The sequence below is a fragment of the Rhizobium sp. P32RR-XVIII genome (assembly GCF_012641395.1).
Classification (GTDB): Bacteria; Pseudomonadota; Alphaproteobacteria; order Rhizobiales; family Rhizobiaceae; genus Rhizobium.
In genome coordinates this window covers 65,835-92,022 of the sequence record NZ_JABAIH010000001.1, presented here as the reverse complement: position 1 = coordinate 92,022, position 26,188 = coordinate 65,835, and the positions used below count along the sequence as shown (strand labels likewise).

23 protein-coding genes are annotated in these 26,188 nt (G+C 60.3%); 17 read left to right on the top strand and 6 right to left on the bottom strand.

Annotated elements, in window-relative coordinates:
• The first annotated feature begins 7 nt into the window (after positions 1 to 7).
• Genes HGP14_RS00440 through HGP14_RS00430 form a run of 3 tightly spaced genes read left to right on the top strand, consistent with a single transcriptional unit; the run spans position 8 to position 2,266 of the window.
• Positions 8 to 1,147 (top strand): alpha-D-ribose 1-methylphosphonate 5-triphosphate diphosphatase, encoded by a 1,140-nt coding sequence (locus HGP14_RS00440; RefSeq protein ID WP_168827885.1) that lies wholly within the window; start codon positions 8 to 10, stop codon positions 1,145 to 1,147.
• Positions 1,144 to 1,743 carry a phosphonate metabolism protein/1,5-bisphosphokinase (PRPP-forming) PhnN gene (phnN, locus tag HGP14_RS00435; RefSeq protein WP_168827884.1) on the top strand — a complete coding sequence of 200 codons (600 nt, stop codon included), beginning with the start codon at positions 1,144 to 1,146 and terminating at the stop codon, positions 1,741 to 1,743. Before HGP14_RS00440 ends, phnN begins: the two co-directional genes overlap by 4 nt.
• Positions 1,744 to 1,759: 16 nt before the next feature.
• On the top strand, positions 1,760 to 2,266 hold the full coding sequence (locus HGP14_RS00430; protein WP_168827883.1) for a GrpB family protein: 507 nt from the start codon (positions 1,760 to 1,762) through the stop codon (positions 2,264 to 2,266).
• Between the two features lie 150 nt (positions 2,267 to 2,416).
• Here HGP14_RS00430 and HGP14_RS00425 read toward each other — a convergent pair whose 3' ends face one another.
• Together HGP14_RS00425 and polA are read right to left on the bottom strand one after the other, a co-directional pair.
• Positions 2,417 to 4,741 (bottom strand): DNA translocase FtsK, encoded by a 2,325-nt coding sequence (locus HGP14_RS00425; protein WP_168827882.1) that lies wholly within the window; start codon positions 4,739 to 4,741, stop codon positions 2,417 to 2,419.
• Positions 4,742 to 4,908: 167 nt separating this feature from the next.
• Entirely contained in the window at positions 4,909 to 7,899 is a 2,991-nt protein-coding gene (gene polA / locus HGP14_RS00420) for a DNA polymerase I (RefSeq protein ID WP_168827881.1), read from the bottom strand.
• A gap of 407 nt (positions 7,900 to 8,306) precedes the next feature.
• Between polA and HGP14_RS00415 the strand changes: the two genes are divergently transcribed.
• The 7 genes from HGP14_RS00415 (at position 8,307) to HGP14_RS00385 (ending at position 18,411) form a co-directional block, all read left to right on the top strand.
• Positions 8,307 to 8,723 (top strand): MarR family winged helix-turn-helix transcriptional regulator, encoded by a 417-nt coding sequence (locus HGP14_RS00415; RefSeq protein ID WP_168828728.1) that lies wholly within the window; start codon positions 8,307 to 8,309, stop codon positions 8,721 to 8,723.
• Positions 8,724 to 8,893: 170 nt separating this feature from the next.
• Complete coding sequence (locus tag HGP14_RS00410; protein ID WP_168827880.1) at positions 8,894 to 10,282, top strand: M20/M25/M40 family metallo-hydrolase; 1,389 nt, start codon at positions 8,894 to 8,896, stop codon at positions 10,280 to 10,282.
• Positions 10,283 to 10,725: 443 nt separating this feature from the next.
• A complete protein-coding gene (locus tag HGP14_RS00405; protein ID WP_168827879.1) occupies positions 10,726 to 11,532 on the top strand; it encodes an SH3 domain-containing protein in 807 nt (268 codons plus the stop codon).
• A gap of 600 nt (positions 11,533 to 12,132) precedes the next feature.
• On the top strand, positions 12,133 to 14,463 hold the full coding sequence (locus HGP14_RS00400; RefSeq protein ID WP_168827878.1) for a transglycosylase domain-containing protein: 2,331 nt from the start codon (positions 12,133 to 12,135) through the stop codon (positions 14,461 to 14,463).
• A gap of 274 nt (positions 14,464 to 14,737) precedes the next feature.
• Positions 14,738 to 16,654, top strand: a complete 1,917-nt coding sequence (dnaK, locus tag HGP14_RS00395; protein WP_168827877.1) for a molecular chaperone DnaK — start codon at positions 14,738 to 14,740, stop codon at positions 16,652 to 16,654.
• A 78-nt stretch (positions 16,655 to 16,732) separates the two neighbouring features.
• Positions 16,733 to 17,875, top strand: coding sequence for a molecular chaperone DnaJ (gene dnaJ / locus HGP14_RS00390; protein WP_168827876.1), 1,143 nt, complete (start codon positions 16,733 to 16,735; stop codon positions 17,873 to 17,875).
• Between the two features lie 329 nt (positions 17,876 to 18,204).
• Complete coding sequence (locus tag HGP14_RS00385) at positions 18,205 to 18,411, top strand: hypothetical protein (RefSeq protein ID WP_168827875.1); 207 nt, start codon at positions 18,205 to 18,207, stop codon at positions 18,409 to 18,411.
• Between the two features lie 44 nt (positions 18,412 to 18,455).
• Here the strand turns inward: HGP14_RS00385 and HGP14_RS00380 are convergent, their stop codons facing one another.
• Positions 18,456 to 18,812: a helix-turn-helix domain-containing protein gene (locus HGP14_RS00380; protein WP_168827874.1), complete on the bottom strand. Its 357-nt coding sequence runs from the start codon at positions 18,810 to 18,812 to the stop codon at positions 18,456 to 18,458.
• Positions 18,813 to 19,077: 265 nt separating this feature from the next.
• On the opposite strand from HGP14_RS00380, the gene HGP14_RS00375 reads away from it, so the two are divergent.
• Positions 19,078 to 19,866 (top strand): YdcF family protein, encoded by a 789-nt coding sequence (locus HGP14_RS00375; RefSeq protein ID WP_168827873.1) that lies wholly within the window; start codon positions 19,078 to 19,080, stop codon positions 19,864 to 19,866.
• A 4-nt stretch (positions 19,867 to 19,870) separates the two neighbouring features.
• Here the strand turns inward: HGP14_RS00375 and HGP14_RS00370 are convergent, their stop codons facing one another.
• The gene (locus HGP14_RS00370; protein ID WP_168827872.1) at positions 19,871 to 20,341 is read right to left on the bottom strand and encodes a hypothetical protein; all 471 of its coding nucleotides are present in this window, start codon (positions 20,339 to 20,341) and stop codon (positions 19,871 to 19,873) included.
• Between the two features lie 118 nt (positions 20,342 to 20,459).
• Between HGP14_RS00370 and HGP14_RS00365 the strand changes: the two genes are divergently transcribed.
• A complete protein-coding gene (locus tag HGP14_RS00365; RefSeq protein ID WP_168827871.1) occupies positions 20,460 to 21,095 on the top strand; it encodes a trimeric intracellular cation channel family protein in 636 nt (211 codons plus the stop codon).
• Between the two features lie 4 nt (positions 21,096 to 21,099).
• Here the strand turns inward: HGP14_RS00365 and irrA are convergent, their stop codons facing one another.
• Positions 21,100 to 21,516, bottom strand: a complete 417-nt coding sequence (gene irrA, locus HGP14_RS00360; RefSeq protein ID WP_168827870.1) for an iron response transcriptional regulator IrrA — start codon at positions 21,514 to 21,516, stop codon at positions 21,100 to 21,102.
• A gap of 302 nt (positions 21,517 to 21,818) precedes the next feature.
• Here irrA and fabA point away from each other — a divergent pair, with 302 nt between their 5' ends.
• The 5 genes from fabA to HGP14_RS00335 all read left to right on the top strand — a co-directional run bounded on the left by fabA (position 21,819) and on the right by HGP14_RS00335 (position 25,119).
• Positions 21,819 to 22,334, top strand: coding sequence for a 3-hydroxyacyl-[acyl-carrier-protein] dehydratase FabA (gene fabA / locus HGP14_RS00355; protein WP_168827869.1), 516 nt, complete (start codon positions 21,819 to 21,821; stop codon positions 22,332 to 22,334).
• Positions 22,335 to 22,393: 59 nt separating this feature from the next.
• Positions 22,394 to 23,617 (top strand): beta-ketoacyl-ACP synthase I, encoded by a 1,224-nt coding sequence (gene fabB / locus HGP14_RS00350; protein WP_168827868.1) that lies wholly within the window; start codon positions 22,394 to 22,396, stop codon positions 23,615 to 23,617.
• Between the two features lie 4 nt (positions 23,618 to 23,621).
• Complete coding sequence (gene fabI / locus HGP14_RS00345) at positions 23,622 to 24,428, top strand: enoyl-ACP reductase FabI (RefSeq protein ID WP_168827867.1); 807 nt, start codon at positions 23,622 to 23,624, stop codon at positions 24,426 to 24,428.
• Positions 24,429 to 24,530: 102 nt separating this feature from the next.
• Entirely contained in the window at positions 24,531 to 24,713 is a 183-nt protein-coding gene (locus tag HGP14_RS00340; RefSeq protein ID WP_168827866.1) for a type II toxin-antitoxin system HicA family toxin, read from the top strand.
• A gap of 10 nt (positions 24,714 to 24,723) precedes the next feature.
• On the top strand, positions 24,724 to 25,119 hold the full coding sequence (locus HGP14_RS00335) for a type II toxin-antitoxin system HicB family antitoxin (RefSeq protein WP_168827865.1): 396 nt from the start codon (positions 24,724 to 24,726) through the stop codon (positions 25,117 to 25,119).
• Positions 25,120 to 25,123: 4 nt separating this feature from the next.
• Here the strand turns inward: HGP14_RS00335 and HGP14_RS00330 are convergent, their stop codons facing one another.
• Positions 25,124 to 26,140 (bottom strand): class I SAM-dependent methyltransferase, encoded by a 1,017-nt coding sequence (locus HGP14_RS00330; protein WP_168827864.1) that lies wholly within the window; start codon positions 26,138 to 26,140, stop codon positions 25,124 to 25,126.
• Positions 26,141 to 26,188: the final 48 nt, after the last annotated feature.

The window sequence follows — 26,188 nt, the reverse complement described above, 5'->3', positions numbered from 1 at the left end:
CGACGATATGACCAGAGAGACTGTCCTTTCCAACGCACGCATCGTCCTTGAGGACGAGATCGTCGACGGCTCGCTTTTGATCCGCGACGGCAAGATTGCCGATATTTCTGAAGGCACTTCGGCAATCGGAGAGGATTTCGAAGGCGATTACCTGATCCCCGGCCTTGTCGAGCTTCATACCGACCACCTGGAAGGCCATTATTCGCCCCGCCCGGGCCTGCGCTGGAACAAGACGGCTGCCATCCAGGCCCACGACGCCCAGATCGTCACATCAGGCATCACCACGGTCTTCGACTGCCTGCGCATGGGCGCGGACGAAGACGGCGGTTTCGAGCATGGCGAAATGCGCGACATGGCCGACGCCATTCAGAAGGCCGAGCAGCAAGGCCGGCTTCGCGCTGAACACCTGATCCACCTGCGCTGCGAGGTTTCGGCCGATAACGTGCTGGAACATTTCGTCGACTTCGAAAACGATCCCTATGTCCGCCTCGTATCGCTGATGGACCATGCGCCGGGCCAACGCCAGTTCCAGACCATGGACCAGTACATCTTCTACTACCAGAAGAAGCGCGGCCTTTCGGACGAACAGTTCGCGCGCTTCATCGAGAAGCGCCTCGGCGAATCGGCACGCAATTCGACTCCGCACCGCACCGCGATTGCAAACGTCTGCAAGGAGCGCGGGATAACCGTTGCGAGCCACGATGACGCAACGCTTGCCCATGTCGACGAGGCGATCGAAAACGGCGTGCGGCTTGCGGAGTTCCCGACGAGTTTCGATGCCGCCAAGGCGTCGCACGAACATGGCATGAGCGTGCTGATGGGCGCCCCGAACATCGTTCGCGGCAAGTCGCATTCCGGCAATATCGCCGCCCGCGATCTCGCCGAGCGCGGTGTGCTCGACGTGCTCTCCTCCGACTACGTGCCGCTCAGCCTGCTGTACGCACCCTTCATTCTCGCCGACGAAGTCGAGGCGATCTCGCTGCCGAAGGCGATCGCCATGGTGACGGCAACGCCGGCGCGCACCGTGAGCCTCAACGATCGTGGCCGTATCGAGACCGGCCTGCGCGCCGATCTGGTCCGCGTTTTCCGCGATGAAGGTGTGCCGGTTACCCGTTCGGTGTGGCGTGAAGGACGCCGGGTCGCATGATCCCCTCGCATGAACCCCACGCAGTACCCGGCACCGAACACGGCATCATGGTTGTCGTCGTCGGGCCGAGCGGCGCCGGCAAGGACACGCTGATGGCGCTGGCGGCCAAGCATTTTTCCGGCCGCGCCGAGGTCCACTTCGTCCGCCGCGTCATCACCCGAGACGGCGGCGCGGGCGGCGAGGACCATCTCTCCGTTTCCGATGCCGGGTTCGCCTCGATGGAGCAATCCGGCAGCTTTGCCGTATGGTGGGAAGCGCACGGCTTGAAATACGGCATTCCCGCGGAGGTTTCCGTTGCGCTCGGCAAGGGCCATCTGGTGATCGCCAATGGCTCCCGCTCTGCACTTCACCACTTCAAGGCCGTTTTCCCGCGGCTTAAGGTCATCAACGTGACGGCCCGGCCGGACGTTCTGGCTGCCCGTCTCGAGACTCGCGGCCGCGAGACTCATGAGGACATCATGGCTCGCCTGGCGCGCGGCCCGCTGACCGTACGCGGCGACTACAACGTGACGGAACTGGACAACAGCGGCTCGCTTGAAGAGGCGGAGCGCAAGATCCTTGATGTGATCAACGAGTTCCTGAAGGAAGTGCACTAATCAGATCGGGAGGAGCATGCGCGCCATTAAAGTGGTGGATTACGATCCGTCCTGGCCGCTGCTCTTTGCCGAGATGCGCGCGGAGGTCTCTGATCGGCTCGGCGATCTCCTGCTCCGTGTCGAACATATCGGCAGCACCGCGGTGCCCGGTCTTGCCGCCAAGCCGAAGATCGATCTCGATGCCGTGATGGTTTCCGATGCCGTTCTGCCCGCAGCAATCGAACGAGTGCAAATGGGGGATTTCGCCTTTCACGGCGATCTGCACGGCGCTGGCCGCTGGGCTTTCACGCGGGACCGTGAGGGATATGGATTTCGGCTCTATCTTTGCGGGCCGGACAACGTGGCGCATCGGGAGAGGATTTTGTTTCGCGATTACCTGCGAGCGCATCCCGGGAGGGCAGCGGAGTATGCGGCACTGAAACGGCAGTTGGCGACCGAGGCCAACGGCGACTGGGATTTCTATACGGGCGGAAAAGGCGAGTTTGTCCGGGAAACTGTGCGGCTGGCTGAGCTCAAACTTTAGACGTCGCGGAGCTTGGCCCCCTCACCCTGCCCTCTCCCCTTGGGGAGAGGGGGATGTCGAGTATGCCGCAAGTCCCTTCTCCCCAGCGGGGAGAAGGTGGCCCGAAGGGTCGGATGAGGGGGCCAGGTCCTCGACGAATCCGTTATCGCTCTACTCGCCATCTCCCCGCCCCGAAACGATCTCGCGCTTGCCGACGTGGTTTGCGGGGCCGACGAGGCCTTCCTTCTCCATGCGCTCGACCAGCGAGGCGGCGCGGTTGTAGCCGATGCCGAGGCGGCGCTGAATGTAGGAGGTCGAGCACTTCTTGTCGCGCAGGACGACCTTGACCGCCTGCTGGTAGAGCTCGTCGCCATCTTCGGAGCCCATTGCGCTCTTGTCGAAGACGGCGCCGTCCTCGGCCTCATCCTCTTCCTCTTCGTCGGCCGTGACGGTCTCGAGATATTCCGGACGGCCCTGGGTCTTCAGATGTGCGACAACCTTTTCGACTTCGTGGTCGGAGACGAACGGCCCGTGGACACGGGAAACCCTGCCGCCCCCCTGCATGTGCAGCATGTCGCCCTGGCCGAGCAACTGCTCGGCGCCCTGTTCGCCAAGGATCGTGCGGCTGTCGATCTTCGATGTCACCTGGAAGGAGATGCGGGTCGGAAAATTGGCCTTGATCGTGCCGGTGATGACATCGACCGACGGACGCTGCGTCGCCATGATCAGATGAATGCCAGCGGCGCGCGCCATCTGGGCCAGCCGTTGGATTGCGCCTTCGATCTCCTTGCCCGCGACCATCATCAGGTCGGCCATCTCGTCGACGATGACGACGATGTAGGGCATCGGCGTCAGGTCCATTTCCTGCTGCTCTTCGATCGGCGCGCCCGTGCTTCTGTCGAAGCCGGTCTGGACCATGATGTGGATTGTCTCGCCCTTTTCGCGGGCCTGGGCTACACGGCCGTTGTAGCCGTCGATATTGCGCACGCCGAGACGTGACATCTTGCGATACCGCTCCTCCATCTCGCGCACGGCCCATTTGAGGGCCATGACGGCCTTCTTAGGATCGGTGACGACAGGCGTCAGCAGGTGCGGGATGCCGTCATAGACGGAAAGCTCCAGCATCTTCGGATCGACCATGATCAGGCGGCACTGCTCCGGTGTCATCCGATAGAGCAGCGACAGGATCATCGTGTTGATGGCGACGGATTTGCCGGAGCCGGTGGTGCCGGCGACCAACAGGTGCGGCATCTTCGCCAGCTCCGCGATCACCGGCTCGCCGCCGATCGTCTTGCCGAGACCAAGGGCGAGCTTGTAGCCGCTCTTCTCGAAATCGGGACTTTCGATCATCTCGCGGAAATAAACCGTTTCGCGCACCGCGTTCGGCAGTTCGATGCCGATGACGTTGCGGCCGGGAACGACGGCAACGCGCGCCGACAGCGCCGACATCGAACGGGCGATATCGTCGGCAAGACCGATGACGCGCGACGATTTCACGCCGGGCGCAGGCTCGAATTCGTAAAGCGTGACGACCGGGCCCGGACGGACATGAATGATCTCGCCCTTGACGCCGAAGTCCTCCAGCACGCTTTCAAGCAGCCCTGCATTCTGCTCCAGCGTTTCCTGCGACATGATCTCGCCGAACCGCTCGGGCGGCTCCTGCAGCAGCGACCGTGACGGAAATTCGTAGCCGGACGGGTCTATATTTGCGGGGATGACTTTCTGCGTTACTGCGCGCGGCGCAGGGGCAAGCGGTGCGGCTGCGTGCACGCGCGTCGGCATCGGTGCGATCGGCTGGATTTCGCGAACCTCGGCTGTGGCAGCCGGGCTGGCTGCGGGCGCGGCTTCGGGCGGGCTCGACTCTATCGGCGAAGGAGCGGCAGGTGCCGCAGCCGGTACAATAATCGGCTCTCGCAATTGCCTTCCAGGGCGCCATTCCATCACGCGGAAGCGCGATACGATCGCTTCCGGCGAGATCTCGATCTTCCGCACAGCAACAGGCGGAACGACAACCGGGGCTGAAGCAGCGGCTTCCTCGAAGGCCATGACTTCCCAGAAGGCGAAGTCGGAAATGGCTGAAAGCTCGGATGATGCACGGAATTCCGGGTCGGTTCGAATTTCGGCAATCTTTGCGGCATGACCGACGTCCGGAACAGATGGCTCGGCTTCCGGCAGGTAAATATCGAACGGCACGTCGACCATGATCGGCGCGGCGGGCTCGACATGAATAGCCTGCTGCTCGACGACTTCCTCGCGATCCGGCTGTACCGGCTCGGTCGGAGTACGACGCTTGCTGATCGACTCTTCGGCCATGCGGCGCTTGCTGATTAGGTTTTCGGGCGTGCGCGTAAAGCGCACGTTCGGCGCAAGCGTGAAATTGCTCTGCCAGATCGGAGCGGCCGGAGGAACGTACGCTTCTTCGCCCGCATGCTCTCCGTCCGTCTCCGAAGAAGGAAAGTCTCCGGCATCCGTCAAGTTCGTTCTGGGAAAACGCATGCGACCGCTACCTGCTCACTTAATTTCTGACCCGATGGGATTAGAAAATGAAGGTTAACAAGTTCCTTCCAGCCGCATCAAAATGACACGCGGATGGAACACAATAGCGAGCGTTTGCAATGTTTTAGCCTCAAAGAAAAATCTTTGCGGCTAGACGGACGAAGCGCTTAGTGCGCTTCGTCCCAGTTGGTCGCGGCGCGTGCGTCGACCTTCAAGGGCACGCGCATTTCCAGGGCGGGCATGGCGGCATTTTCCATAACGGAAACGACGGTCGGCATCGCCTTCTCGACGTCGCTGTCCTCGACTTCGAAAATCAGTTCGTCGTGCACTTGCAAGAGCATACGCACCCGATCTGCGAGGCCCGCTTCGGCAAGCGCCGGTTCCATTTTGATCATGGCCCGGCGGATGATATCGGCCGCCGAGCCCTGGATGGGCGCATTGATTGCGGCACGCTCGTTGAAGGCGCGCACTGAAGGATTGGACGAGCGAATCTCCGGATAGTTGATTCGCCGGCCGAAGATGGTTTCGACATAGCCCTTGTCGCGCGCCATCTGCTTCCGGCTCTCCATGTAGTCGCGGATGCCGGGGAAGCGTTCGAAATATTTCTTGATGTAATCGCCCGCCTCCGACCGCTCGATCGAGAGCTGGTTTGCAAGACCGAAGGCGGAAATGCCATAGATGATGCCGAAGTTGATTGCCTTGGCCCGGCGGCGCACCTCGGACGGCATGCCGGCGACCGGAATGCCGAACATTTCCGAGGCGGTCATTGCATGAATATCGATACTGTCAGCGAATGCCTGTGTCAGCTGCGGGATCTCGGCGACGTGGGCAAGCACGCGCAGCTCGATCTGGCTGTAGTCGGCCGAAACCAGCTTGTGGCCGGGGGTGGAGATGAAAGCGGTGCGGATCTTGCGGCCTTCGGCGGTGCGCACCGGAATGTTCTGCAGGTTCGGTTCGGAGGACGAAAGCCGCCCCGTTGTCGTCGAGGCGAGCGAATAGGATGTATGGACGCGCTTCGTCTGCGGATGCACGTATCCCGGCAGCGCATCGGTATAGGTGGATTTCAACTTGGTCAGCTGACGCCAATCGACGATCTTGCGCGGCAGCTCGAAACCGGCGGCAGCCAGATCTTCCAGAACGCTTGCCGAAGTCGACCATTGCCCGGTCTTCGTCTTGCTGCCGCCTGCAAGGCCCAATTTGCCGAAGAGAATATCGCCAAGCTGCTTCGGGGAGCCGATCGTGAACTTCTCGCCGGCCAGCGTGTAGATTTCGTCTTCCAGCCGGGCAGCACCTTGGGCCAGTTCGCCCGAAAGGCGGGAAAGAATTTGCCGGTCAACGGTGATGCCGCGCTCCTCCATACGCGCCAGAACCGGCAGCAGCGGCCGCTCCAGGCGCTCGTACACGGCTGTCAGTCTGGTTGCGGCAAGGCGCGGTTTCAGCACACTCCAAAGCCGGAGCGTCACATCTGCGTTTTCCGCGGCATAATGCGTTGCGCGATCGATGTCGACGAGGTCGAATATCACGTTCGCCTTGCCGCTGCCTGCCACGTCCTTGTAGGTGATCGGATTATGGCCGAGGAATTTCTCGGCAAGCGCGTCCATGCCATGGCCTCCCGGTCCGGCATCGAGCACATAGGACATCAGCATCGCGTCGTCGAAGCTCTTGGTTTCGACGCCGTAACGCTTCATCAGCAGGTAATGGTATTTCAGGTCATGCGCGACCTTGAGAACGGACTCGTCCTCAAGTAGCGCTTTCAGCCGTGGCAAAGCATCCCGCATCGGGATCTGGTCGATCGCGGGGCCACCGCCGAGAAGATCGCTGACACCACTCTTATGCCCGAGCGGCACGTAGGCCGCCCGGATCCTTGCGCCCGCCGGGTCCTTCTCATTGTCGGCAATCGCCATCGCGACGCCGACCAACTCGGCCTGCATCGCATCAAGCGACGTCGTCTGCGTTTCGAAAGCCACCAGGCCGGTGTCCCGGGCATCGGCAATCCATTGATCGAGCGTCGCGAGGTCGCGGATCGTCACATAGGCAGAGCGATCGAACGGCAGGGTCGCAAAGGTTGCGGCGCGGGCATTTGCAAGGTCGGCCGGGCTGAAGCCGCGCGCCGCCGGCTTCGCCCTGGCTGGAACCGGCACTGATGGACCCTCGATGTCAGGAATGCCGCCCGCAACCGGTTCCGGCTCAACGGCATCCAGATCCGGCCCGCGTGCGGCAGGACCCCACTCGACCTTCACGTCGGCCACCTCGATGGCGCTCGCATCGCAATCGCAAGCGTCTGCCACGCGGCGCGTCAGCGAGTTAAATTGCATGGCCTTCAGGAAGCCGATCAGCTTCGGGCCGTTCTGCACTTCAAGAACAAGGTCATCGAGGCCAAGCTCTAGCGGCACATCGGTGCGCAGCCTGACCAGTTCGCGCGAAAGCCTCGCCTTGTCGGCATTTTCCAGAATCGTTTGCCTGCGCTTTTCCTGCTTGATCTCGTGCGCACGGTCCAGAAGCGTGTCTAGGTCGCCGTATTCTTGAAGAAGCTGTGCTGCGGTCTTCGGGCCGATGCCGGGAATGCCGGGGACATTGTCGACCGAATCTCCGGTCATCGCCTGCAGGTCGATCATCTTTTCGGGCAGCACGCCCCATTTCTCGATGACGTCCGGAATGCCGATCTGCTTGTCCTTCATGCTGTCGTACATGTGGACATTCGGCGTCACGAGCTGCATCAGATCCTTGTCCGAAGAGACGATCGTGATGTCAGCGCCGGCCGCTTCCGCCTGCCGGGCATAGGTGGCGATGATGTCGTCAGCCTCGAAGCCCTCCGTCTCGATGCAGGGCAGGTTGAAGGCGCGCGTTGCTTCGCGGATTAGCCCGAACTGCGGTATCAGCTCATCGGGCGGTGCGGAACGGTTCGCCTTGTAGGCATCGAACAGATCCTTACGGAAGGTCCTTGCGGAATAATCGAAGATAACCGCGAAATGCGTCGGCGGGACCCCGACCGACGTATCGCGCGCATCGGTCAACAGCTTCCACAGCATGTTGCAGAAGCCGGAGACGGCGCCGACCGGCAGGCCGTCGGATTTGCGCGTCAGCGGCGGCAGGGCATGGAACGCCCGGAAGATGAAACCCGAGCCGTCAACGAGGAAAAGATGATCGCCTTTTTTCATGGTTGCATGGATAGCGTGGCGGCCCCGCGAAATCCATATAAAGTTCGGCAGCACGCGATTTCATGGCTCACCGAACTGTTACCAATTTGTAATTAGCGGTTCAGCCGACTTCCCTTGAAAAACCACATTCCCGGTCACAAATCAGATCTACCGGCGTTTGATCACGCCGAGGGTCTGATCACCGGCTTGTCCCCCGCCGCATCAGACTTGGACAAAGGCCTTATCCCCCTCTCCGGGCCTTTGTCCCCATTTAAAGCCGCCGTGGTCCACCTCCAGGCCATGGCGGCTTTTGTTCTTCAACGAATGCTCACTTGCTGCGAAAGGGCGAATTTGGTTCATCGCATACAATTTGTTGCATTGTTTCGGATCCGTTTTTGCGTCTAACTACAATCATGGGATTTAAAAGAATAGACTCGGGAGCTTACCTTGCCAGCCAGCTGGCCAAGGGGTTTGCGCGCTCGCTGCAGCAGCGCGCGGCGGGGCTCGGCTTTTCTCCCGGCCAATTCCCGATTCTTCTCGAACTCTGGGCCGAGGATGGTCTGACGCAGAAGCAATTGCTCGAACGCGTCGATATCGAACAGGCGACAATGGCCAATACGCTTGCACGAATGGCACGCGATGGCCTCATCGAGCGCAAACCGCACCCTTCCGACAAGCGGGCGCAATTGATCTTCCTGACGCCCAATGCACGAGCGATGGAGGATGAAGCGGTAAAGATAGCGCGGGAAGCGGACTTGGCGCTCTTCGACGGTTTCAGAACCTTCGAGCGGGAGCTGATGCTGGAGTACATCCGCCGCCTTCTCGAAAACGCCAAGAAAATCTGATCGCTATCTGAGCGATCAAAAGCCAGCCGCACGCCGGCATTCTTGATGCATTATCGCTATCACTGTGCGGGGGAAGCCTGGGATTCGCGCTTTCCAAAATTCCGCTTTTTCCTCCTCGAAACGCGCCAGCCTTTGGTCTATCGTCCGGCCAATTTCGAAAGGAGTCGACAATGACGGACATTACCCCGGTACTCTCGCGAGCGGATCAGAATCTCGGTTCGAGCCTCGAAAACCTGTTTGAGTTGCTGCGCATCAAATCGATCTCGACCGATCCGGCTTACAAAGCCGATTGCCGCAAGGCAGCCGAATGGTTGGTCGCCTATTTGAAGACGCTGGATTTCGAAGCCTCGACCCGCGACACCCCCGGTCACCCGATGGTGGTTGCGCACCATGCCGGCGCCGGCGCCGATGCGCCGCATGTGCTGTTCTACGGGCACTATGACGTTCAGCCGGTCGATCCGATCGAACTCTGGGAGAACGATCCTTTCGACCCCGCCGTCAAGGAGGTTGAAAACGGCCGCAAAATCCTGACCGGCCGCGGCACCGCAGACGACAAGGGTCAGTTGATGACCTTCGTCGAAGCTTGCCGCGCCTATAAGGAGGTCAACGGCTCGCTCCCCTGCCGCATCACGATCCTCTTCGAAGGGGAGGAAGAATCCGGTTCTCCGTCGCTCAAGCCCTTCCTCGAGGCGAATGCCGCCGAGTTGAAGGCTGACTATGCGCTTGTCTGCGACACCAGCATGTGGGACCGCGATACCCCGGCTATTGCCGCTGCACTTCGCGGCCTTGTCGGCGAAGAAGTCGTGGTGACGGCGGCCGACCGCGACCTGCATTCTGGCCTCTTCGGCGGTGCGGCAGCGAACCCTATCCATGTGCTGACGGCAGCCCTCGCCGGCCTTCATGACGAAACCGGCCGCATTACACTCGAGAATTTCTACGACGGCGTCGAGGAAACCCCGGCAAACATCAAGGCCTCGTGGGAGAAGCTCGGCCAGACCGCAGAAAGCTTCCTCGGCCAGGTCGGTCTGTCGGTACCCTCCGGCGAAAAGGGCCGCTCGGTCCTGGAGCTCACCTGGGCGCGTCCGACGGCCGAAGTCAACGGCATAACCGGCGGCTATACCGGGGAAGGCTTCAAGACGGTGATTGCCGCCAAGGCATCCGCCAAGGTCTCCTTCCGCCTTGTCGGCAAGCAGGATCCGGACAAGATTCGCGAGACGTTCCGAACCTATGTGCGCTCGAAGGTTCCGGCCGATTGCTCGGTCGAGTTCCATCCCCATGGCGGCTCACCGGCGATTCACCTCTCCTACGATTCTCCGGTGATCACCAAGGCAAAGAACGCGCTTTCTGACGAATGGCCGAAACCCGCCGTCGTCATCGGCATGGGCGGCTCTATCCCGATCGTCGGTGATTTCCAGCGGATGCTCGGCATGGAGTCGCTGCTCGTCGGTTTCGGTCTTTCCGACGATCGAATCCATTCGCCGAACGAGAAATACGAGCTTGCCTCCTACCACAAGGGCATCCGCTCTTGGGTGCGCATCCTCGAAGCCTTGGCTGCCTGAGACAAAAAAGCGTGCCTCGTAACTTACCGGGCACGCCATACAGACAAACAAAAAGGCCGGTTAAAACCGGCCTTTCGTCATCCGCTCGCTTCGATGCCAGTACATCCGTGGTCAAGGAGAAAGCGGACTCTGCAGCCGGAGCGATCGGAGGGAGAAGGCTCATGATCGGAATAGGCTCGCTCGAAGCGCGCACAGCTTCCGACGGCTGCAATCTGTTGAACCTCATATCGGGAGCCGTTCCGTCGATTTCAAGGCCTCCCGGACATTTCAGCTTCTTCTATTCAAGCTGCGTTCATAAGTGATTTGTTATAAACCGTTGAAGACAAGGTGAATAATTGCCGAGGAAATCGGCAAGCCATCACCTATGTCACGAACCGGCACAAAGCCGGAGCAAGAACAAAAACGGTGTGGCATGCGCGCCCACCCACCTTGGGAGTTGAAACGTGAAAACCACCCTTTTGAAGATTGCCGCGGCAGGCATGCTGCTGCTTGCTCCGGCTATCGCCCAGGCGGCGGAAGGCTTCGCAACCGCGAACGTTAATATGCGCGCCGGCCCGAGCACCGGCTACCCGGCCGTCGCCGTGATTCCCGCAGGCGAATCCGTTGAAATTTACGGCTGCCTTGCCGATGCACCATGGTGCGACGTGGAGTTCTACGGTGGCCGCGGTTGGGTGCATGGTCGCTATGTCCAAGCCGTTTACCAGGAGCGCCGCGTTTACCTCGGACCCGAATATTATCGCCCGCTCGGTATTCCGGTGGTGGTCTTCAGCTTTGGCAACTACTGGGATCGCCATTACCGTAACCGCGACTTCTACCGCTATCGCGACCGCTGGAGCCGCGGTCCGAACGTCTATCGCGGCCCCAGCCGCGGACCTGATTTCGAATCCAGACCAGGACCGGGTCGGCGCCCGGATCTCAATCGGGAATTGGATCGCCGGCCCGGCTTTAACCGAAGCCCTGGCATATCCCCCGACTTCGGAAGTCCCGAGCGTCGGGATTTCAATCGTCCTCCCGAGCGTAGCCCCAATATCCAACGAAGGCTGGATAGCGATCGCCCGCAGAATTTCGGCCGTGGCTTTGAGCGCAGGCCCGATGTCGACACGGGTTCGGACAGGGGCCGCCGCCAGGAATTCGATCGCGATCGCCGCGAGTTCCAGCGTCAGGACAATGGCGGCAACCGCAATCGCGGCGGCGATGGCGGCCGGCCAAGGCGTCCCGTTTGCCCGGGCGATCCGGCTTGCCGCGACTAACAGACCTAAGCGGCAGCGATGCCGCCGTCCACTTCACCCGAATGGAAAAAGCCCGGCGCTCCGAAAGAGCCACCGGGCCTGATTTCGATCGGCACGCCTTGAGGGGAAACGGCCGATCTTTGCGGGACTTGAGGGCTGTCCCGCTCTCGAAGAAACGAGCAAAAGACCTAAAGGTTCCCAATTGCCAACGGGCAGTTGTTCGTGCCGCTTGTTACGAGTTCGTGCCTCTCGCAAGCGGGCCATGCAGCATCTTCAGTCGGCTTTCTTCCATCTTGCTCAATCGGGACTGCCGGGCAAATTCATGGACGCTCCAGATCTCGCGGAGCCTGTTTTCGTCGATTCTTTCAGGATAAGTATTCATTGATGATGCCTAGCTACTGCGCTTATTCCTTATTTATTTCGGCGCAAGATGGCGCGATATATGTCAGTTTTGTGACAATCGCAACGAATGGCAGCTATGCGAAAATCCCTGGGCTGAAGCTCGGCTGAGGTCCCTCGTTCCTGGTCTTAACCACCCCTTAAATCGCCGTATTTACACTCCAACCGGATGATTGCGCGCAAGGAAGTGCGTTTGCGACATATGGGGTGCGACCGTCCGCAATGGCAGGCAGAGGCAGATCACGCGATAGGATCGAACCGTCCTTCGGCGGCCGCGACCGCTATGAAGACGACGACGATTTCGCGCTGGATGATGAAGACCGCATCGACGGCCGCCGTGGCGCCAAACGCCCAGTCCAAAAACCATCCCGCGACCGCGCTCCCGAACGCAGGCGCCGCGACAGGCGCGCCCCTCCGGAGCGGGATGGCGGCGGGCTCTTCGCTTTTCTGCGCCGGGTCATCTACTGGTGCATCGTCCTCGGTATCTGGGCCGGCATCGGCGTTGCGGGTCTCGTATTCTATTACGGCTCGCGCATGCCGAGCGCCAGCACCTGGGCGATCCCGGACAGGCCGCCGAACGTCAAGATCACTTCGGTCGACGGCAGCGTGATCGCCAATCGCGGCGCCACCGGCGGCGAGGCGCTCTCGCTCGATCAGATGTCGCCCTACATTCCGCAGGCGATCGTGGCGATCGAGGACCGGCGTTTCTACTCGCATTTCGGCGTCGACCCTATGGGGCTGGCGCGTGCCTTCATCAACAATCTGACCGGCCAGCCGATCCAAGGCGGCTCGACCCTGACGCAGCAGCTCGCCAAGAACCTGTTCCTCTCGCCGGAGCGCACGCTGGAGCGCAAGGTGCAGGAGGTGCTGCTCTCCTTCTGGCTCGAGCAGAAATACACCAAGGACCAGATCCTTGCGATGTATCTGAACCGCGTCTATTTCGGCTCGAATGCCTATGGCGTGGAGGCGGCGGCACGCCGTTACTTCAACAAGTCGGCACGGGACGTGAACCTTGGCGAAGCGGCCTTGCTTGCCGGCCTCGTCAAAGCGCCGTCGCGTCTTTCGCCGGCGCGTGATCCGGAAGCTGCCAATGCCCGCGCGCAGGTGGTGCTGCTGGCCATGCGGGACCAGGGCTACATCAGCGACGACGAAGTGAAGACGGCGATGACGCAGGCGCCTTCCAAGGCGAAAAGCTACTGGTCCGGCGCCGGCCAGTATGTGGCCGATATGGTCATGGACGAACTGCCGGGCCTAATCGGCGACGTCAAGGAAGACCTCATCGTCGATACGACAATCGACAAGGGGCTGGAGAAGAAGGCCGATCAGTCGCTGAACGATATTCTTCGCAAAGAGGGCGCAAAGCTCGTCGCTTCGCAGGCGGCTCTCGTCTCAATCGATGGCACGGGGGCGATCCGGGCGCTCGTCGGCGGCAGGGACTATGCCGAAAGCCAGTTCAACCGCGCCGTCAAGGCAAAGCGTCAGCCTGGCTCCTCGTTCAAACCCTTCGTTTATGCCGCAGCCCTTGAAAAGGGTTTGACACCGTTTTCCGTCTTCAATGACGCGCCGATCCGGATCGGCAACTGGACGCCCGAGAATTACGAGAAGAAATACAATGGCGAGGTAACGCTCGCAACGGCACTTGCGAAATCGCTGAACACCGTCGCCGCCCAGCTGGTGATGTACGATGGGCCGGAGCAAGTCATCAAGCTTGCCCACCGTCTCGGCATCGAGACCGAACTGCAGCCGAATGCCTCGATCGCGCTGGGCACATCGGAAGTGTCGCTGATGGAGCTGACGGCCTCCTATGCCGCCTTCATGAACGGCGGCTACAAGGCAACGCCCCACGTGATCCGGCGGGTGACGACAGCCGACGGCAAGGTGCTCTACGAGAACACCTATGACAACCCGCCGCGCGTTCTGTCAGAAGCCGTCGTCGCAAACATGAATGCCATGATGATGGGCACAATCGAAACAGGAACGGGCAAAGCCGCCAAGATTCCCGGTTGGCAGGCGGCCGGTAAGACGGGCACGACGCAGAACTCCCGGGACGCGCTCTTTGTCGGCTTCACCAGCAATCTGACGACCGGCGTCTGGTTCGGCAATGACGACGGCACGCCGATGAAGAAGGTGACCGGCGGCGGCTTGCCTGCGAAGGCATGGCAGGAATTCATGATTGCCGCGCATAAGGGCCTTTCTCCGGCGCCGCTATTCGGCAGCGGCCAATTCGTCGCGGACCCGAATGGCCTCGGTAATCAGCCGATGGCCCAGGGAGAACCCCAACCGATGCAGGAGCAGCCAACGACGATCGGCGGAATCATTTCCGGCGTTTTCGGCGGCGGGGATAGCGCCGAGGAGCAGAGGCGGTTCCCTCCTCCATCTGGCCAGCAACCGCAGGCCATCGCGACGCAAGGAGGACCGGTTCCGCCCGGCGACATCGGAGCCGACGGTGGTTATGGAAATGTTGTGCCGCCGGGAGAGATCGGAGGTCCGTCATCGACGTCTTCCGTTCAGCCGCGTCGGACCACGCTGCTCGATCTCATCATGGGGCAATAGCCAGCGCCCTTCTGCCCGGCACAAAGCGCCTGTCAACGAAACCGTAGATACTTAAAGGAGCCGGACGGCTCGATCCGCTCTAGAAAGTGAATGCAACACATTCGCTTTGCTGGATCTCGGGTATTTCCCGCCTTGCAGTCCAGAAAACCGCTCCTTATATACCCCGCATCACCGCAATCACGATTGCGTTAATTCCGGAGACCCCCATCCCGTAAGGGGCTGTCAGGGAAATGCCTTTTCGGGTTCCGACAGCTTGCTTCAAGGAGTAAATGACATGGCAAAAGTAATTGGTATCGACCTCGGAACAACAAATTCCTGCGTCGCTGTCATGGACGGCAAGGACGCGAAGGTCATTGAAAATGCGGAAGGCGCGCGCACGACGCCTTCCATGGTGGCATTTACCGACGACGGCGAACGCCTTGTCGGCCAGCCGGCGAAACGCCAGGCGGTCACCAACCCGACGAACACCCTCTTCGCTGTCAAGCGCCTGATCGGCCGCCGCTACGAAGATCCGACCGTTGAAAAAGACAAGAGCCTCGTCCCCTTCAATATCGTCAAGGGCGACAATGGCGACGCCTGGGTCGAAGCCAACGGCAAGGGCTATTCGCCCGCGCAGGTCTCCGCAATGATCCTTCAGAAGATGAAGGAAACAGCCGAATCCTATCTCGGTGAGAAGGTCGAAAAGGCCGTCATCACCGTTCCGGCCTACTTCAACGACGCCCAGCGTCAGGCGACCAAGGATGCCGGCAGGATTGCAGGCCTCGAAGTTCTCCGCATCATCAACGAGCCGACCGCAGCGGCACTCGCCTACGGCCTCGACAAGAAGGAAGGCAAGACGATCGCCGTCTACGACCTTGGCGGCGGTACCTTCGATATCTCGATCCTCGAAATCGGCGACGGCGTCTTCGAAGTGAAGTCGACCAACGGCGACACCTTCCTCGGTGGTGAAGACTTCGACATGCGTCTCGTCGAATATCTCGCAGCCGAGTTCAAGAAGGACAACGGCATCGACCTGAAGAACGACAAGCTTGCTCTGCAGCGCCTCAAGGAAGCTGCTGAAAAAGCAAAGATCGAACTCTCGTCCTCGCAGCAGACCGAAATCAACCTGCCGTTCATCACGGCCGACGCTTCCGGTCCGAAGCACCTGACGCTGAAGCTGACGCGCGCCAAGCTCGAAAGCCTTGTCGACGATCTCGTCCAGCGCACGATCGCTCCCTGCAAGGCAGCCCTCAAGGATGCCGGCGTCACGCCTGCCGATATTGACGAAGTCGTTCTCGTGGGCGGCATGAGCCGCATGCCGAAGGTCCAGGAAGTCGTCAAGCAGCTGTTCGGCAAAGAACCACACAAGGGCGTGAACCCGGATGAAGTCGTTGCTCTCGGCGCTGCTATCCAGGCTGGCGTTCTGCAGGGCGACGTCAAGGATGTCCTGCTTCTCGACGTAACCCCGCTGTCTCTCGGCATCGAGACCCTCGGCGGCGTCTTCACCCGTCTGATCGAGCGCAACACGACGATCCCGACGAAAAAGTCGCAGACCTTCTCGACCGCTGACGACAACCAGCAGGCCGTTACCATCCGCGTTTCGCAGGGCGAGCGCGAAATGGCTGCCGACAACAAGCTGCTCGGCCAGTTCGACCTCGTCGGTCTTCCGCCGGCGCCGCGCGGCGTTCCGCAGATCGAAGTCACTTTCGACATCGACGCGAACGGCATCGTTCAGGTTTCGGCCAAGGACAAGGGTACCGGCAAGGAACAGCAGATCCGCATCCAGGCATCTGGCGGCCTTTCCGACGCCGACATCGAAAAGATGGTCAAGGATGCCGAATCGCATGCCGCCGAAGACAAGAAGCGCCGCGAAACCGTGGAAGCCAAGAACCAGGCAGAGAGCCTGGTCCACTCCACGGAAAAGTCGCTGAAGGATTATGGTGACAAGGTCTCCGAGGCCGACCGCACCGCGATCTCCGACGCGATTGCCGCTCTGAAGTCTGCAGCCGAAGCAACCGATCCGGATGCTGAGGACATCAAGGCGAAGACGCAGACCCTTATGGAAGTTTCCATGAAGCTCGGGCAGGCGATCTACGAAGCCCAGCAGGCCGAAGCCGGCACGGCTGATGCCTCCGCAGCCGGTGGCGATGACAATGTCGTCGATGCCGACTACGAAGAAGTCAAGGACGACGACCGCAAAAAGTCCGCGTAATCCGCGGCAGGGTGGTTATGCTAAATACTGCGATCCGGCTGCCTCAGGGCAGCCGGAAATCCATTTCCGGGGTGTAAATTGGCAAAAGCGGACTTTTACGAAACGCTCGGTGTCGCTAGGACGGCAGACGAAAAAGAGCTGAAAAGCGCTTTCCGCAAGCTGGCGATGAAATTTCATCCGGACAAGAACCCAGATGACCAGGCCGCGGAACACAAGTTCAAGGAAATCAACGAGGCTTATGAAATCCTCAAGGATCCGCAGAAGCGGGCCGCCTATGATCGCTATGGCCACGCAGCCTTCGAGCACGGCGGCATCGGCGCCGGCGGCTTCGGTGGCGGTGCCGGCTTTGCCGGCGGTGGCGGCTTCTCCGACATCTTCGAGGACATCTTTGGCGAAATGATGGGCGGCGGTCGCGGACGACAGCGCTCTTCGGGCGGACGCGAACGCGGCGCCGATCTTCGCTACAACATGGAAATCTCACTGGAAGAGGCTTTCAGCGGCAAGACGGCGCAGATCCGGGTTCCGACGTCGATCACCTGCGATGTCTGCTCCGGTTCAGGCGCCAAGCCGGGTACTCAGCCGAAAACCTGCGGCACCTGTCAGGGGTCCGGCCGCGTTCGCGCCGCACAGGGCTTTTTCTCGATCGAGCGGACCTGCCCGACCTGCCACGGCCGCGGTCAGATCATCCCCGATCCGTGCCCAAAGTGCCATGGCCAAGGACGCGTGACGGAAGAGCGTTCGCTCTCCGTCAATATCCCGGCCGGTATCGAAGACGGCACGCGCATCCGCCTGCAGGGCGAGGGCGAAGCCGGGGCGCGAGGCGGGCCGTCTGGCGATCTCTATATCTTCTTGTCGGTGAAGCCGCATGAATTCTATCAGCGCGATGGAGCGGACCTCTATTGTGCCGTTCCGATCTCGATGACGACGGCAGCGCTTGGCGGAACCTTCGATGTCGCGACGCTCGACGGCACCAAGTCCCGGGTCTCCGTTCCGGAAGGGACGCAGGCCGGCAAGCAGTTCCGTCTCAAGGGCAAGGGCATGCCCGTGCTGCGCTCAAGCCAGACGGGTGACCTCTACATCCAGATCCAGATCGAGACGCCGCAGAAGCTCTCCAAGCGCCAACGCGAACTGTTGCAGGAATTCGAGCAGCTTTCTTCGCGGGAGAACAATCCGGAATCAACGGGCTTCTTTGCCCGGATGAAGGAATTCTTCGAAGGCTGAGGTCAGCGACAGTATTTAAATCGAAGCCGGGAGACTTTCTCCCGGCTTTTTGTTTGCCGAGTTGCACAGATCGAAACTCGGACTTTGAATACGAAAGCTCGAAGCGTGATCGATGCCAGGGCTTTAGTTGAGAAATCTAGGCATGGTCCAAAATCGCACGCTATCGGCGCCGCCCCCGCCGAAGGGTGACTTGTGTTTCAATTTGAAACATGACGAGCAACCAATATGGCCAGCGTTAACGCAGGCTGCTGATGCTGCTTGCAACTTGCCGAAATAGCAGCCTTCCTAGCCGTGGAATACTGGGGAACAACTAATCAAAGGTCACTACCATGACGGCAGCAGCCTCCTTGTCCTTTCAGCCGGACGACATCGACGTCCTTGCCGGCGCACTTTATACTTGGTGTGCGGAGCGCAACATCAAGCTGCGCAGCCAGCAGGGGCTATCGATCGCCAGTGTCGCGATCGATCTCTACGAAGCCGGGCATCACACGCAGGACGAACTGCTCGTCGCGCTGCACGAGCGCGAGCTTCACTAGAAAATCGAAACTGCTTTGAAGCAGGCGTTTGACGTCTCAACGCGTCAGACAGCCTTTTCCGCGCCCATCAACGTCAGAATCGTTTTGACTGCCTCCTTGCCCGCCGGCGAGTGAAGCCTGTCATAGTTGACCGCCAATTCGTAAGCCTCCGGGCTCAGCTCGATCCTTCCCGGAGAATCGGACGTGTGCACCCCCTCGAAAAGGGCGGAGATTTCGACACCCAGAAAAACCGCGATCTGGTGCAATTTGCTGGCTGAGACGCGATTGGTGCCCTTTTCGTATTTCTGGATCTGCTGGAAGGTCAGGCCGAGAGCTTCACCCAGCTCGAGTTGCGAGACGCGGCGACGGGCGCGAAGCTTTCTGACGTTGCGGCCGACGAGAATATCTACCGGATCTGGCACCTGGCGTTCCCTTCTAGAAGTTGTTGACGCTACTATGCTGGTTATAAAAATAACTCAATCCACCAGTTGCGAGATTTAACCGACTTTTTCGGGGCTAGGCCGCACAAAGAGAGCTGAGCGTCACCTTTGCAACCGGCGCATATGCAGCTCGGTCTAACCGTTCAATTCTCCCAGCGGCGGCTGCCTGGCGGGCGTCGCACGCCTGTTATTTCCGTTAACCTCGAATCGGATAGGATGCCGCTGTCTTTCGCGTGAGGTGAAATCGTTGTTTCTATTTTCGAAGTTGGTCTGGGTTTTCGGCCAGCCGCTCTCGCTGGCCTTCTTCCTTGCGCTATTTGCATTCCTTGCGATCGTACTCGGCCGCGGGAAGTTCGGCGCATTTTTCTCGGCACTGGCTGCACTCCTGCTCTTCGTCGTCCTTTTCACCACCACGGGCAATTTCCTTCTCCAGGGCCTTGAAACACGGTTTCCAAAGCCGGATCGCGATCCGGATAATTTGCAGTGCATGATCGTTCTCGGCGGCGCGTTCGAAAACGAGGTCAACACTGCCAAACACGGCATCGAGTTCAATGCTGCCGCGGACCGCTTTCTCGAGACGCTGCGGCTGGCACAGAAATACCCGCAATCGCGAATCTTGATCTCGGGAGGCGACGGCTCGCTGTCCGGAGGCTATGAGGGCGACGCGGCAGCTTCGGCGCGCTTCTTTCCTGCCTTTGGAATTCCACGCGAACGGCTTGTCGAAGAGGCAACATCCCGCACGACTTTCGAGAACGCGCTGAATACCAAGAAACTGCTTGAAAGCCAGGGATTGTCGAACTGCCTGCTGATCACATCCGGCTATCACATGCCGCGTTCGGTCGGCATTTTCCGAAAGCAGGGCATCGAGATCGCGCCATGGCCGACAGATTACCGGACAGACGGCAAGGTAACCCTCGGCATCGATTTCACGCAGCCGAGCCTGAATGCGCAGAACATGGCAACGGCCGTGCGCGAATGGTACGGCCTCGTCGGCTATTACTTTGCTGGCCGGACGTCCGAGCTTTATCCCGGCTGAGACGCTATTTCTTCGAGATGGTGACGAACTTCGTGCCCCGAACGCGCGCTGTTACGATGCAGGCTTCGCCTTCGGTGCGATCGCAGAAGCGCGGGTGCATCTTCATGGCCAGCACCATATTGCCGAACCGCTTGACGAAATCGTAGCCATAGATTTGCGCCGTCGCGATCATGAAGTAGCCACCCTCGGCCACCTGCAGGTAGAAGTTATAGGTGCAGCCGTCGTCGTTGCACTGCGGCCCCTTTTTTCCATCGCAGGTCAATTCACCCTCGTTGACCACCGCATCGATAAGACCATCATTGTTGATGTCCTGGCGCGTCACGAACGTGTCCGAAAACTCGGCCTTGGTGCACTGCTCGGTGAAATGCTTTTTTTCGTAGATTTCGGGATCCGAGATCAGCGATTGCTGCGCCAAAGCGGCCGTGGGCACGACAAGCAGAGCGATGAGGTTCAGAACGATAAGAAGCGTTTTCACGGCTTTCCTCTTTTGGGCGGTTTGACGCTGACAGCCGCGCATTCTGGAGTATCCGCCTTGCGCCGCCCTTGCCGCCGTGATTCAGTTTGTCATCGTCTGCCGGCTTTGGGGTCCGACCATGTCTCTGCTTGTCTATCTCGATTATGCCGGCGTCGCGCTCTTTGCGGCAACGGGCGCACTCGCTGCCTCGCGCAAGCAGCTCGACCTGATCGGCTTTCTTTTCTTCGCAATGGTGACGGGCACAGGCGGCGGAACGGTGCGCGACATCGTACTCGGCCGCGTGCCGGTCTTCTGGGTGCTGAACCCCAACTATATCGTCATCTGCTGTGCGATGGGTATTGTGGTCTTCTTCACGGCGCATCTGGTGGAGTCGCGCTATCGCCTCCTCATCTGGCTCGATGCGGTAGGCCTTTCCGCCTATTGCGTCATGGGTGCGGCCAAGGGTCTTGCCGCGACCGGCTCGCTGACGATCGCACTGGTGACCGGCACATTGACGGCCACGTTCGGAGGCATCCTGCGCGATCTGCTGGCCAACGAACCTTCGGTGCTTCTCAGGCCCGAGATCTATATTACAGCGGCGCTTGTCGGCGCGGGCGTCTTTACCGGAGCGACCGAACTCGGCCTGTCGCTCTACATAGCTTCGGCTATCGGCGTTGTCGCCGCCTTCGCGGTGCGCGGCGGGGCCTTATGGTTCGGCTGGACGTTCCCTGTCTACAGGCACAAGCCCGGACGTCACCCTGATGATGTGATGTGAAAAATCAGCGCTTCGACCGCAGGCGAATCACCACGTCGACGTGGGCGATTTCCATGCCCTCGGGCGGCTCCGGCAGATTGTCGATCGTCAGGTTGCTGACCGGAATATCCAGCACTTCGTTTTCGCCTTCGACGAAGAAATGGTGGTGATCGGAGACGTTGGTGTCGAAATAGGTCTTGGCGCTCTCGACGGCGAGAACGCGGATCATGCCCGCTTCGGTAAACTGGTGCAGCGTGTTGTAGACCGTCGCCAGGGAAACCGGCACGCCTGCAGCCACTGCTTCTTCGTGCAGCTCCTCGACCGTCAGATGCCGGTCGCCCTTTGCAAAGAGAAGATCGCCGAGCGCAACGCGCTGGCGGGTCGGCCGCAGGCCCGCGCAGCGCAGTCTGGCTTCGATAGCAATCGGCGCTTCAGCCGCCATCAGGGAGGAACTCCGGTTATTCTAGCGTCAATCAATCAGGTTTCTTTAAGCCATATAACTTTTGCGCCGAAGCGTTTCAATAGCTTCGATGGGGACAATGGACCCTGAAACGCCGGAAAATCGGGCTTCTGACGCAATTGGGTCTGGCAGCAGCCCTAGCCTTCCTGTATGCGACCACCAAATAACGCAACAGATTAGTTGAGGACAGGGAGGTGAACCCAGCCATGCTTATGCTTCATTTTCCTTTGAACTTGGACTAAACACTCACATCCATCGGCTCGTGGCGGGGGAACAGAATTTTCATGACAACGAAACAATCCAGCTTCACCTATGAGGAAATCCTGACTTGCGGCCGCGGCGAAATGTTCGGCCCGGGCAATGCGCAGCTGCCGCTGCCGCCCATGCTGATGTTCCATCGCATCACGCAGATTTCCGAAGAGGGGGGACCACATGGCAAAGGTTTCGTACGCGCCGAGTTCGACATCACGCCGGACCTGTGGTTCTTTCCCTGCCACTTCATGGGCGATCCCGTGATGCCTGGCTGCCTCGGCCTCGATGCCATGTGGCAGCTGACGGGCTTCTTCCTCGGCTGGTTGGGCGAACCCGGCAAGGGCCGGGCGATCTCGACCGGCGAAGTGAAGTTTACCGGCATGGTGACGCCAAAGACCAAGCTGGTCGAATATGGGATCGACTTCAAGCGCGTCATGCGCGGCCGCCTCGTGCTCGGCATCGCCGACGGCTGGATGAAGGCGGATGGCGAAGAAATCTACAAGGCGACCGATCTGCGCGTCGGACTTTTCCAAGACAAAGTCGCATGATCGCTCCGGGCGGAACGGCCCGGCTCCTTCACGAATAAAACAATGAAAAGGTTGAAACGATGAGACGGGTAGTTGTCACGGGTCTGGGTATAGTGTCCTCGATCGGCAATGATGCTGCGGAAGTCACCGCCTCGCTGCGCGACGCCAAGTCAGGCATTTCCTTCTCCAACGATTTTGCAGAGCATGGCTTCAAATGCCACGTCTGGGGCCGCCCGAGCCTCGACCCCACCGACCTCGTCGACCGCCGAGCCATGCGGTTCCTGTCGCAGGGCGGTGCCTGGAACCATGTCGCCATGAAGCAGGCGATCGCCGATTCCGGTCTCGAGGAGTCCATGGTGAGCGGCAACGAACGCACTGGCATCATCATGGGCTCCGGTGGGCCGTCCACCCGCACCCTGATCGAAGCCGCCGAGATCACCATTAAGAACAACAGCCCCAAGCGCATCGGCCCGTTTGCCGTTCCCAAGGCAATGTCGTCCACGGCATCGGCAACGCTTGCAACCTGGTTCAAGATCCACGGCGTCAACTATTCGATCTCCTCGGCCTGCTCGACGTCCGCGCACTGCATCGGCAACGCCACGGAAATGATCCAGTGGGGCAAGCAGGACGTGATGTTCGCCGGTGGCCACGAAGACCTCGACTGGACCATGTCCAACCTCTTCGACGCCATGGGTGCGATGTCCTCCAAGTACAACGATACGCCGGAAAGTGCCTCGCGCGCCTATGACGTCAGCCGCGACGGCTTTGTGATCGCCGGCGGTGCAGGCGTTCTCGTGCTCGAAGAACTGGAACATGCCAAGGCGCGCGGCGCCAAGATCTACGCCGAGATCGTCGGCTACGGTGCGACCTCGGATGGCTACGACATGGTTGCTCCCTCGGGAGAGGGTGCGGTGCGGTGCATGCGTCAGGCGCTTTCCACCGTCAGAGGCAACGTTGACTACATCAACACGCACGGCACCTCGACGCCGGTGGGTGACAGCAAGGAAATTGGCGCGATCCGGGAAGTTTTCGGCGACAGGATCCCTCACATCCAGTCGACCAAGTCGCTGACCGGCCACTCGCTCGGGGCTGCCGGCGTTCAGGAATCGATCTACTCGCTTCTCATGATGCAGGAAGGCTTCATCGGCGAAAGCGCCCACATCACGGAACTCGATCCGGAATTCGAGGGCGTGCCGATCGTTCGCAAGCGCATCGACAATGCCAAGGTAGATATTGCTCTCTCCAACTCCTTCGGCTTCGGCGGTACCAACGCCACGCTCGTCTTCCAGCGCTACAACGGATAATAACATGGCAGGAATAATGCACGGTAAGCGCGGGCTCATCATGGGCGTCGCAAACAACCATTCTATCGCATGGGGCATATCAAAGGCGCTCGCGGCCCAAGGCGCAGAGCTCGCGTTCACCTACCAAGGCGAAGCCCTTGGCAAGCGGGTGAAGCCACTGGCGGCTGAAACCGGATCGGATTTCATCGTACCCTGCGACGTGGACGACATCGCCTCGGTTGATGGCGTCGTCGAGGCGATCAAGGAGCGCTGGGGCAAGCTGGATTTCATCGTCCATGCCATCGGCTTTTCCGACAAGAACGAGCTGAAGGGTCTTTACGCAGACACCACCCGCGAAAATTTCAGCCGCACGATGGTGATCTCCTGCTTCTCGTTCACGGAAATCGCCAAGCGCTGCGCGCCGCTGATGAACGAGGGCGGCTCGATGCTGACGCTGACCTATAACGGGTCGACGCGCGTCATCCCCAACTACAACGTCATGGGCGTAGCAAAGGCAGCGCTCGAAGCGTCCGTCCGTTATCTCGCCGCCGATTACGGCCCGCGCGGCATCCGCGTCAACGCGATCTCCGCAGGCCCGATCCGGACACTCGCAGGCGCCGGTATCTCGGATGCGCGCGCGATCCTCTCGTGGAACCAGCGCAACGCGCCGCTCCGCAAGACCGTAAGCATCGATCAGGTCGGCAATTCCGCGCTCTACCTGCTGTCGGATCTGTCCACAGGTGTTACCGGCGAGATCCACTTCGTCGATGCTGGCTACAACATCACCTCGATGCCGACACTCGAAACGCTACGCACAGCGGATGTCGAGTAAGATCAAAACTAAATCGAACCGTGAAGGGCGTGCGCATCATAATGCGCACGCCCTTGCTGTTTCTGCGGTTGCGGCATATATTGCCTTGGGTGGGGAGCACGCATGGCGCGAAACAGCCAAAAGATCATTTCGCGCCTCAAACGCGAGGGCTTTGAGCTCGTTTCCATAAAGGGATCGCACCACAAATTCAGAAAGGGCGATCGAACGATCATCGTGCCGCACCCGAAGAAAGATCTGCCGGTGGGTACGGCGCTCGCAATAGCTAAGCAAGCCGGATGGGCATGAGGAGCAACCGATGAAATATTTCATCGCTCTCGTTCACAAAGACGAAAACAGCGCGTTTGGGATCAGCTTCCCTGACCTGCCGTCGGTGTTTTCCGCCGCAGACGTCGAGGACGACCTCACCGCAAATGCGATCGAAGCCTTGAGGCTGTGGGCTGAAGACGACGCGCTTCCAACGCCCTCATCCTTTGAAGCCGTGAGCAGCCGCGCAGATGTTCGCGAGCAACTTGCAGCCGGTGCATTCCTGACGCGCGTCCCGTTCATCGAGGACGAGACCCGGATCGTGCGCGCGAACGTGACCTTTGAAAAGGGCATGCTTGACGCAATCGACGCTGCCGCCAAAGAGCGGGGCTTGACCCGTTCGGCTTTCCTCGCGAGCGCAGCCCGCAAGGAAATAGAAGCCGCGTAGCGTCTTACTTCTTCGCCCACAGCACCTTGAAGCGCGCGTTGCGGCAGGTCTCGCCGCTCTCCTTGAAGTTTGCGGCAAGCACAGCCTCATAGGGCAGGCCGCGATTGGCGACGAGCATCAGGCGGCCACCGCCGCGCAGGGATGAGGCGGCGGTCTTGATCATCGCCTGACCGAGCGAGGGCTCGGCCGCATGGCTTTCGTGGAATGGCGGGTTCATGACGATCAGGTCGTACTTGTCCTTGACCGGTTCAGCCGCCAGATCGTGCCAGAAGAAGCGCGCTGGCGCGTCAGGGCAGTTCTCTGCCAGATTGCCCTTCGCAGCCTCCAGGGAGGCGTAATTGGCCTCATAAAGGTCGATCCGCTCGAGCTTCGGCGACTTCTCGGCAAGCTCGGCCGACAGATAACCCCAACCGGCGCCGAAATCGGCTGCGTCGCCCGTGAAATCCGTCGGCAGGCGCGATGCAAGCAGCTCCGAGCCGTCGTCAATGCGGTCGTGCGAGAACATGCCTGACGAGGCGATGAAGCGCCCGTCGACGCGGACAGGTGCCTTGGCGAGCTTCGCCAAGGCCTCGTTGACATCTTCGGGACGAACGAACCAGAAGGCGACGCCGTGATATTTCGGCATGTGTTCAATATCGAGGCCGAAGCCCTCCATACGCTTGCGCAGTGGCTGGATACCGTCTTCCTTGCCGCCGGCGACAACGATCAGGCCACCCACCTTAACGCGGGAAAGCGCTGCAGCGATGTTGGCCTCGTTCTCGCCCTTGTGCTTGGTGCAGAGCACGAGAGCCGCATCATAGTCGTCGCCTTCGATCTCAGGCGATGTTTCGATACGCTGCGACAGCAGTTGCCTGTAGAGCGGCCGGAAGCCCTGAACGGCGCTCAGCGAGGCGGCAAACCCTTCCGGCCGCGCAAAGCCTGCTTCGGCGCCCAGAAACAGCACACGCTCGCCCTCGCCCGGCGCATCGATGGTACGGGTCACAAAGGGATGGAACAGGGTCTTCAGCGTCTCGCGGCTCATGATCTTTTCTCGTCTTCGAATACAAAAAGGGCGCGGGAAACTCCCGCG

Excerpts from the sequence above, each read along its gene's own strand:
- HGP14_RS00430 (WP_168827883.1), top strand. The coding sequence starts at position 1,760 with ATGCGCGCCATTAAAGTGGTGGATTACGATCCGTCCTGGCCGCTGCTC.
- irrA (WP_168827870.1), bottom strand. The coding sequence starts at position 21,516 with ATGGCGGCTGAAGCGCCGATTGCTATCGAAGCCAGACTGCGCTGCGCG.
- HGP14_RS00400 (WP_168827878.1), top strand. The coding sequence starts at position 12,133 with ATGGCAGGCAGAGGCAGATCACGCGATAGGATCGAACCGTCCTTCGGC.
- polA (WP_168827881.1), bottom strand. The coding sequence starts at position 7,899 with ATGAAAAAAGGCGATCATCTTTTCCTCGTTGACGGCTCGGGTTTCATC.
- HGP14_RS00440 (WP_168827885.1), top strand. The coding sequence starts at position 8 with ATGACCAGAGAGACTGTCCTTTCCAACGCACGCATCGTCCTTGAGGAC.
- fabB (WP_168827868.1), top strand. The coding sequence starts at position 22,394 with ATGAGACGGGTAGTTGTCACGGGTCTGGGTATAGTGTCCTCGATCGGC.
- HGP14_RS00425 (WP_168827882.1), bottom strand. The coding sequence starts at position 4,741 with ATGCGTTTTCCCAGAACGAACTTGACGGATGCCGGAGACTTTCCTTCT.
- HGP14_RS00335 (WP_168827865.1), top strand. The coding sequence starts at position 24,724 with ATGAAATATTTCATCGCTCTCGTTCACAAAGACGAAAACAGCGCGTTT.
- HGP14_RS00340 (WP_168827866.1), top strand. The coding sequence starts at position 24,531 with ATGGCGCGAAACAGCCAAAAGATCATTTCGCGCCTCAAACGCGAGGGC.
- HGP14_RS00385 (WP_168827875.1), top strand. The coding sequence starts at position 18,205 with ATGACGGCAGCAGCCTCCTTGTCCTTTCAGCCGGACGACATCGACGTC.
- phnN (WP_168827884.1), top strand. The coding sequence starts at position 1,144 with ATGATCCCCTCGCATGAACCCCACGCAGTACCCGGCACCGAACACGGC.
- fabA (WP_168827869.1), top strand. The coding sequence starts at position 21,819 with ATGACAACGAAACAATCCAGCTTCACCTATGAGGAAATCCTGACTTGC.
- HGP14_RS00330 (WP_168827864.1), bottom strand. The coding sequence starts at position 26,140 with ATGAGCCGCGAGACGCTGAAGACCCTGTTCCATCCCTTTGTGACCCGT.
- HGP14_RS00365 (WP_168827871.1), top strand. The coding sequence starts at position 20,460 with ATGTCTCTGCTTGTCTATCTCGATTATGCCGGCGTCGCGCTCTTTGCG.
- HGP14_RS00410 (WP_168827880.1), top strand. The coding sequence starts at position 8,894 with ATGACGGACATTACCCCGGTACTCTCGCGAGCGGATCAGAATCTCGGT.
- fabI (WP_168827867.1), top strand. The coding sequence starts at position 23,622 with ATGGCAGGAATAATGCACGGTAAGCGCGGGCTCATCATGGGCGTCGCA.
- dnaK (WP_168827877.1), top strand. The coding sequence starts at position 14,738 with ATGGCAAAAGTAATTGGTATCGACCTCGGAACAACAAATTCCTGCGTC.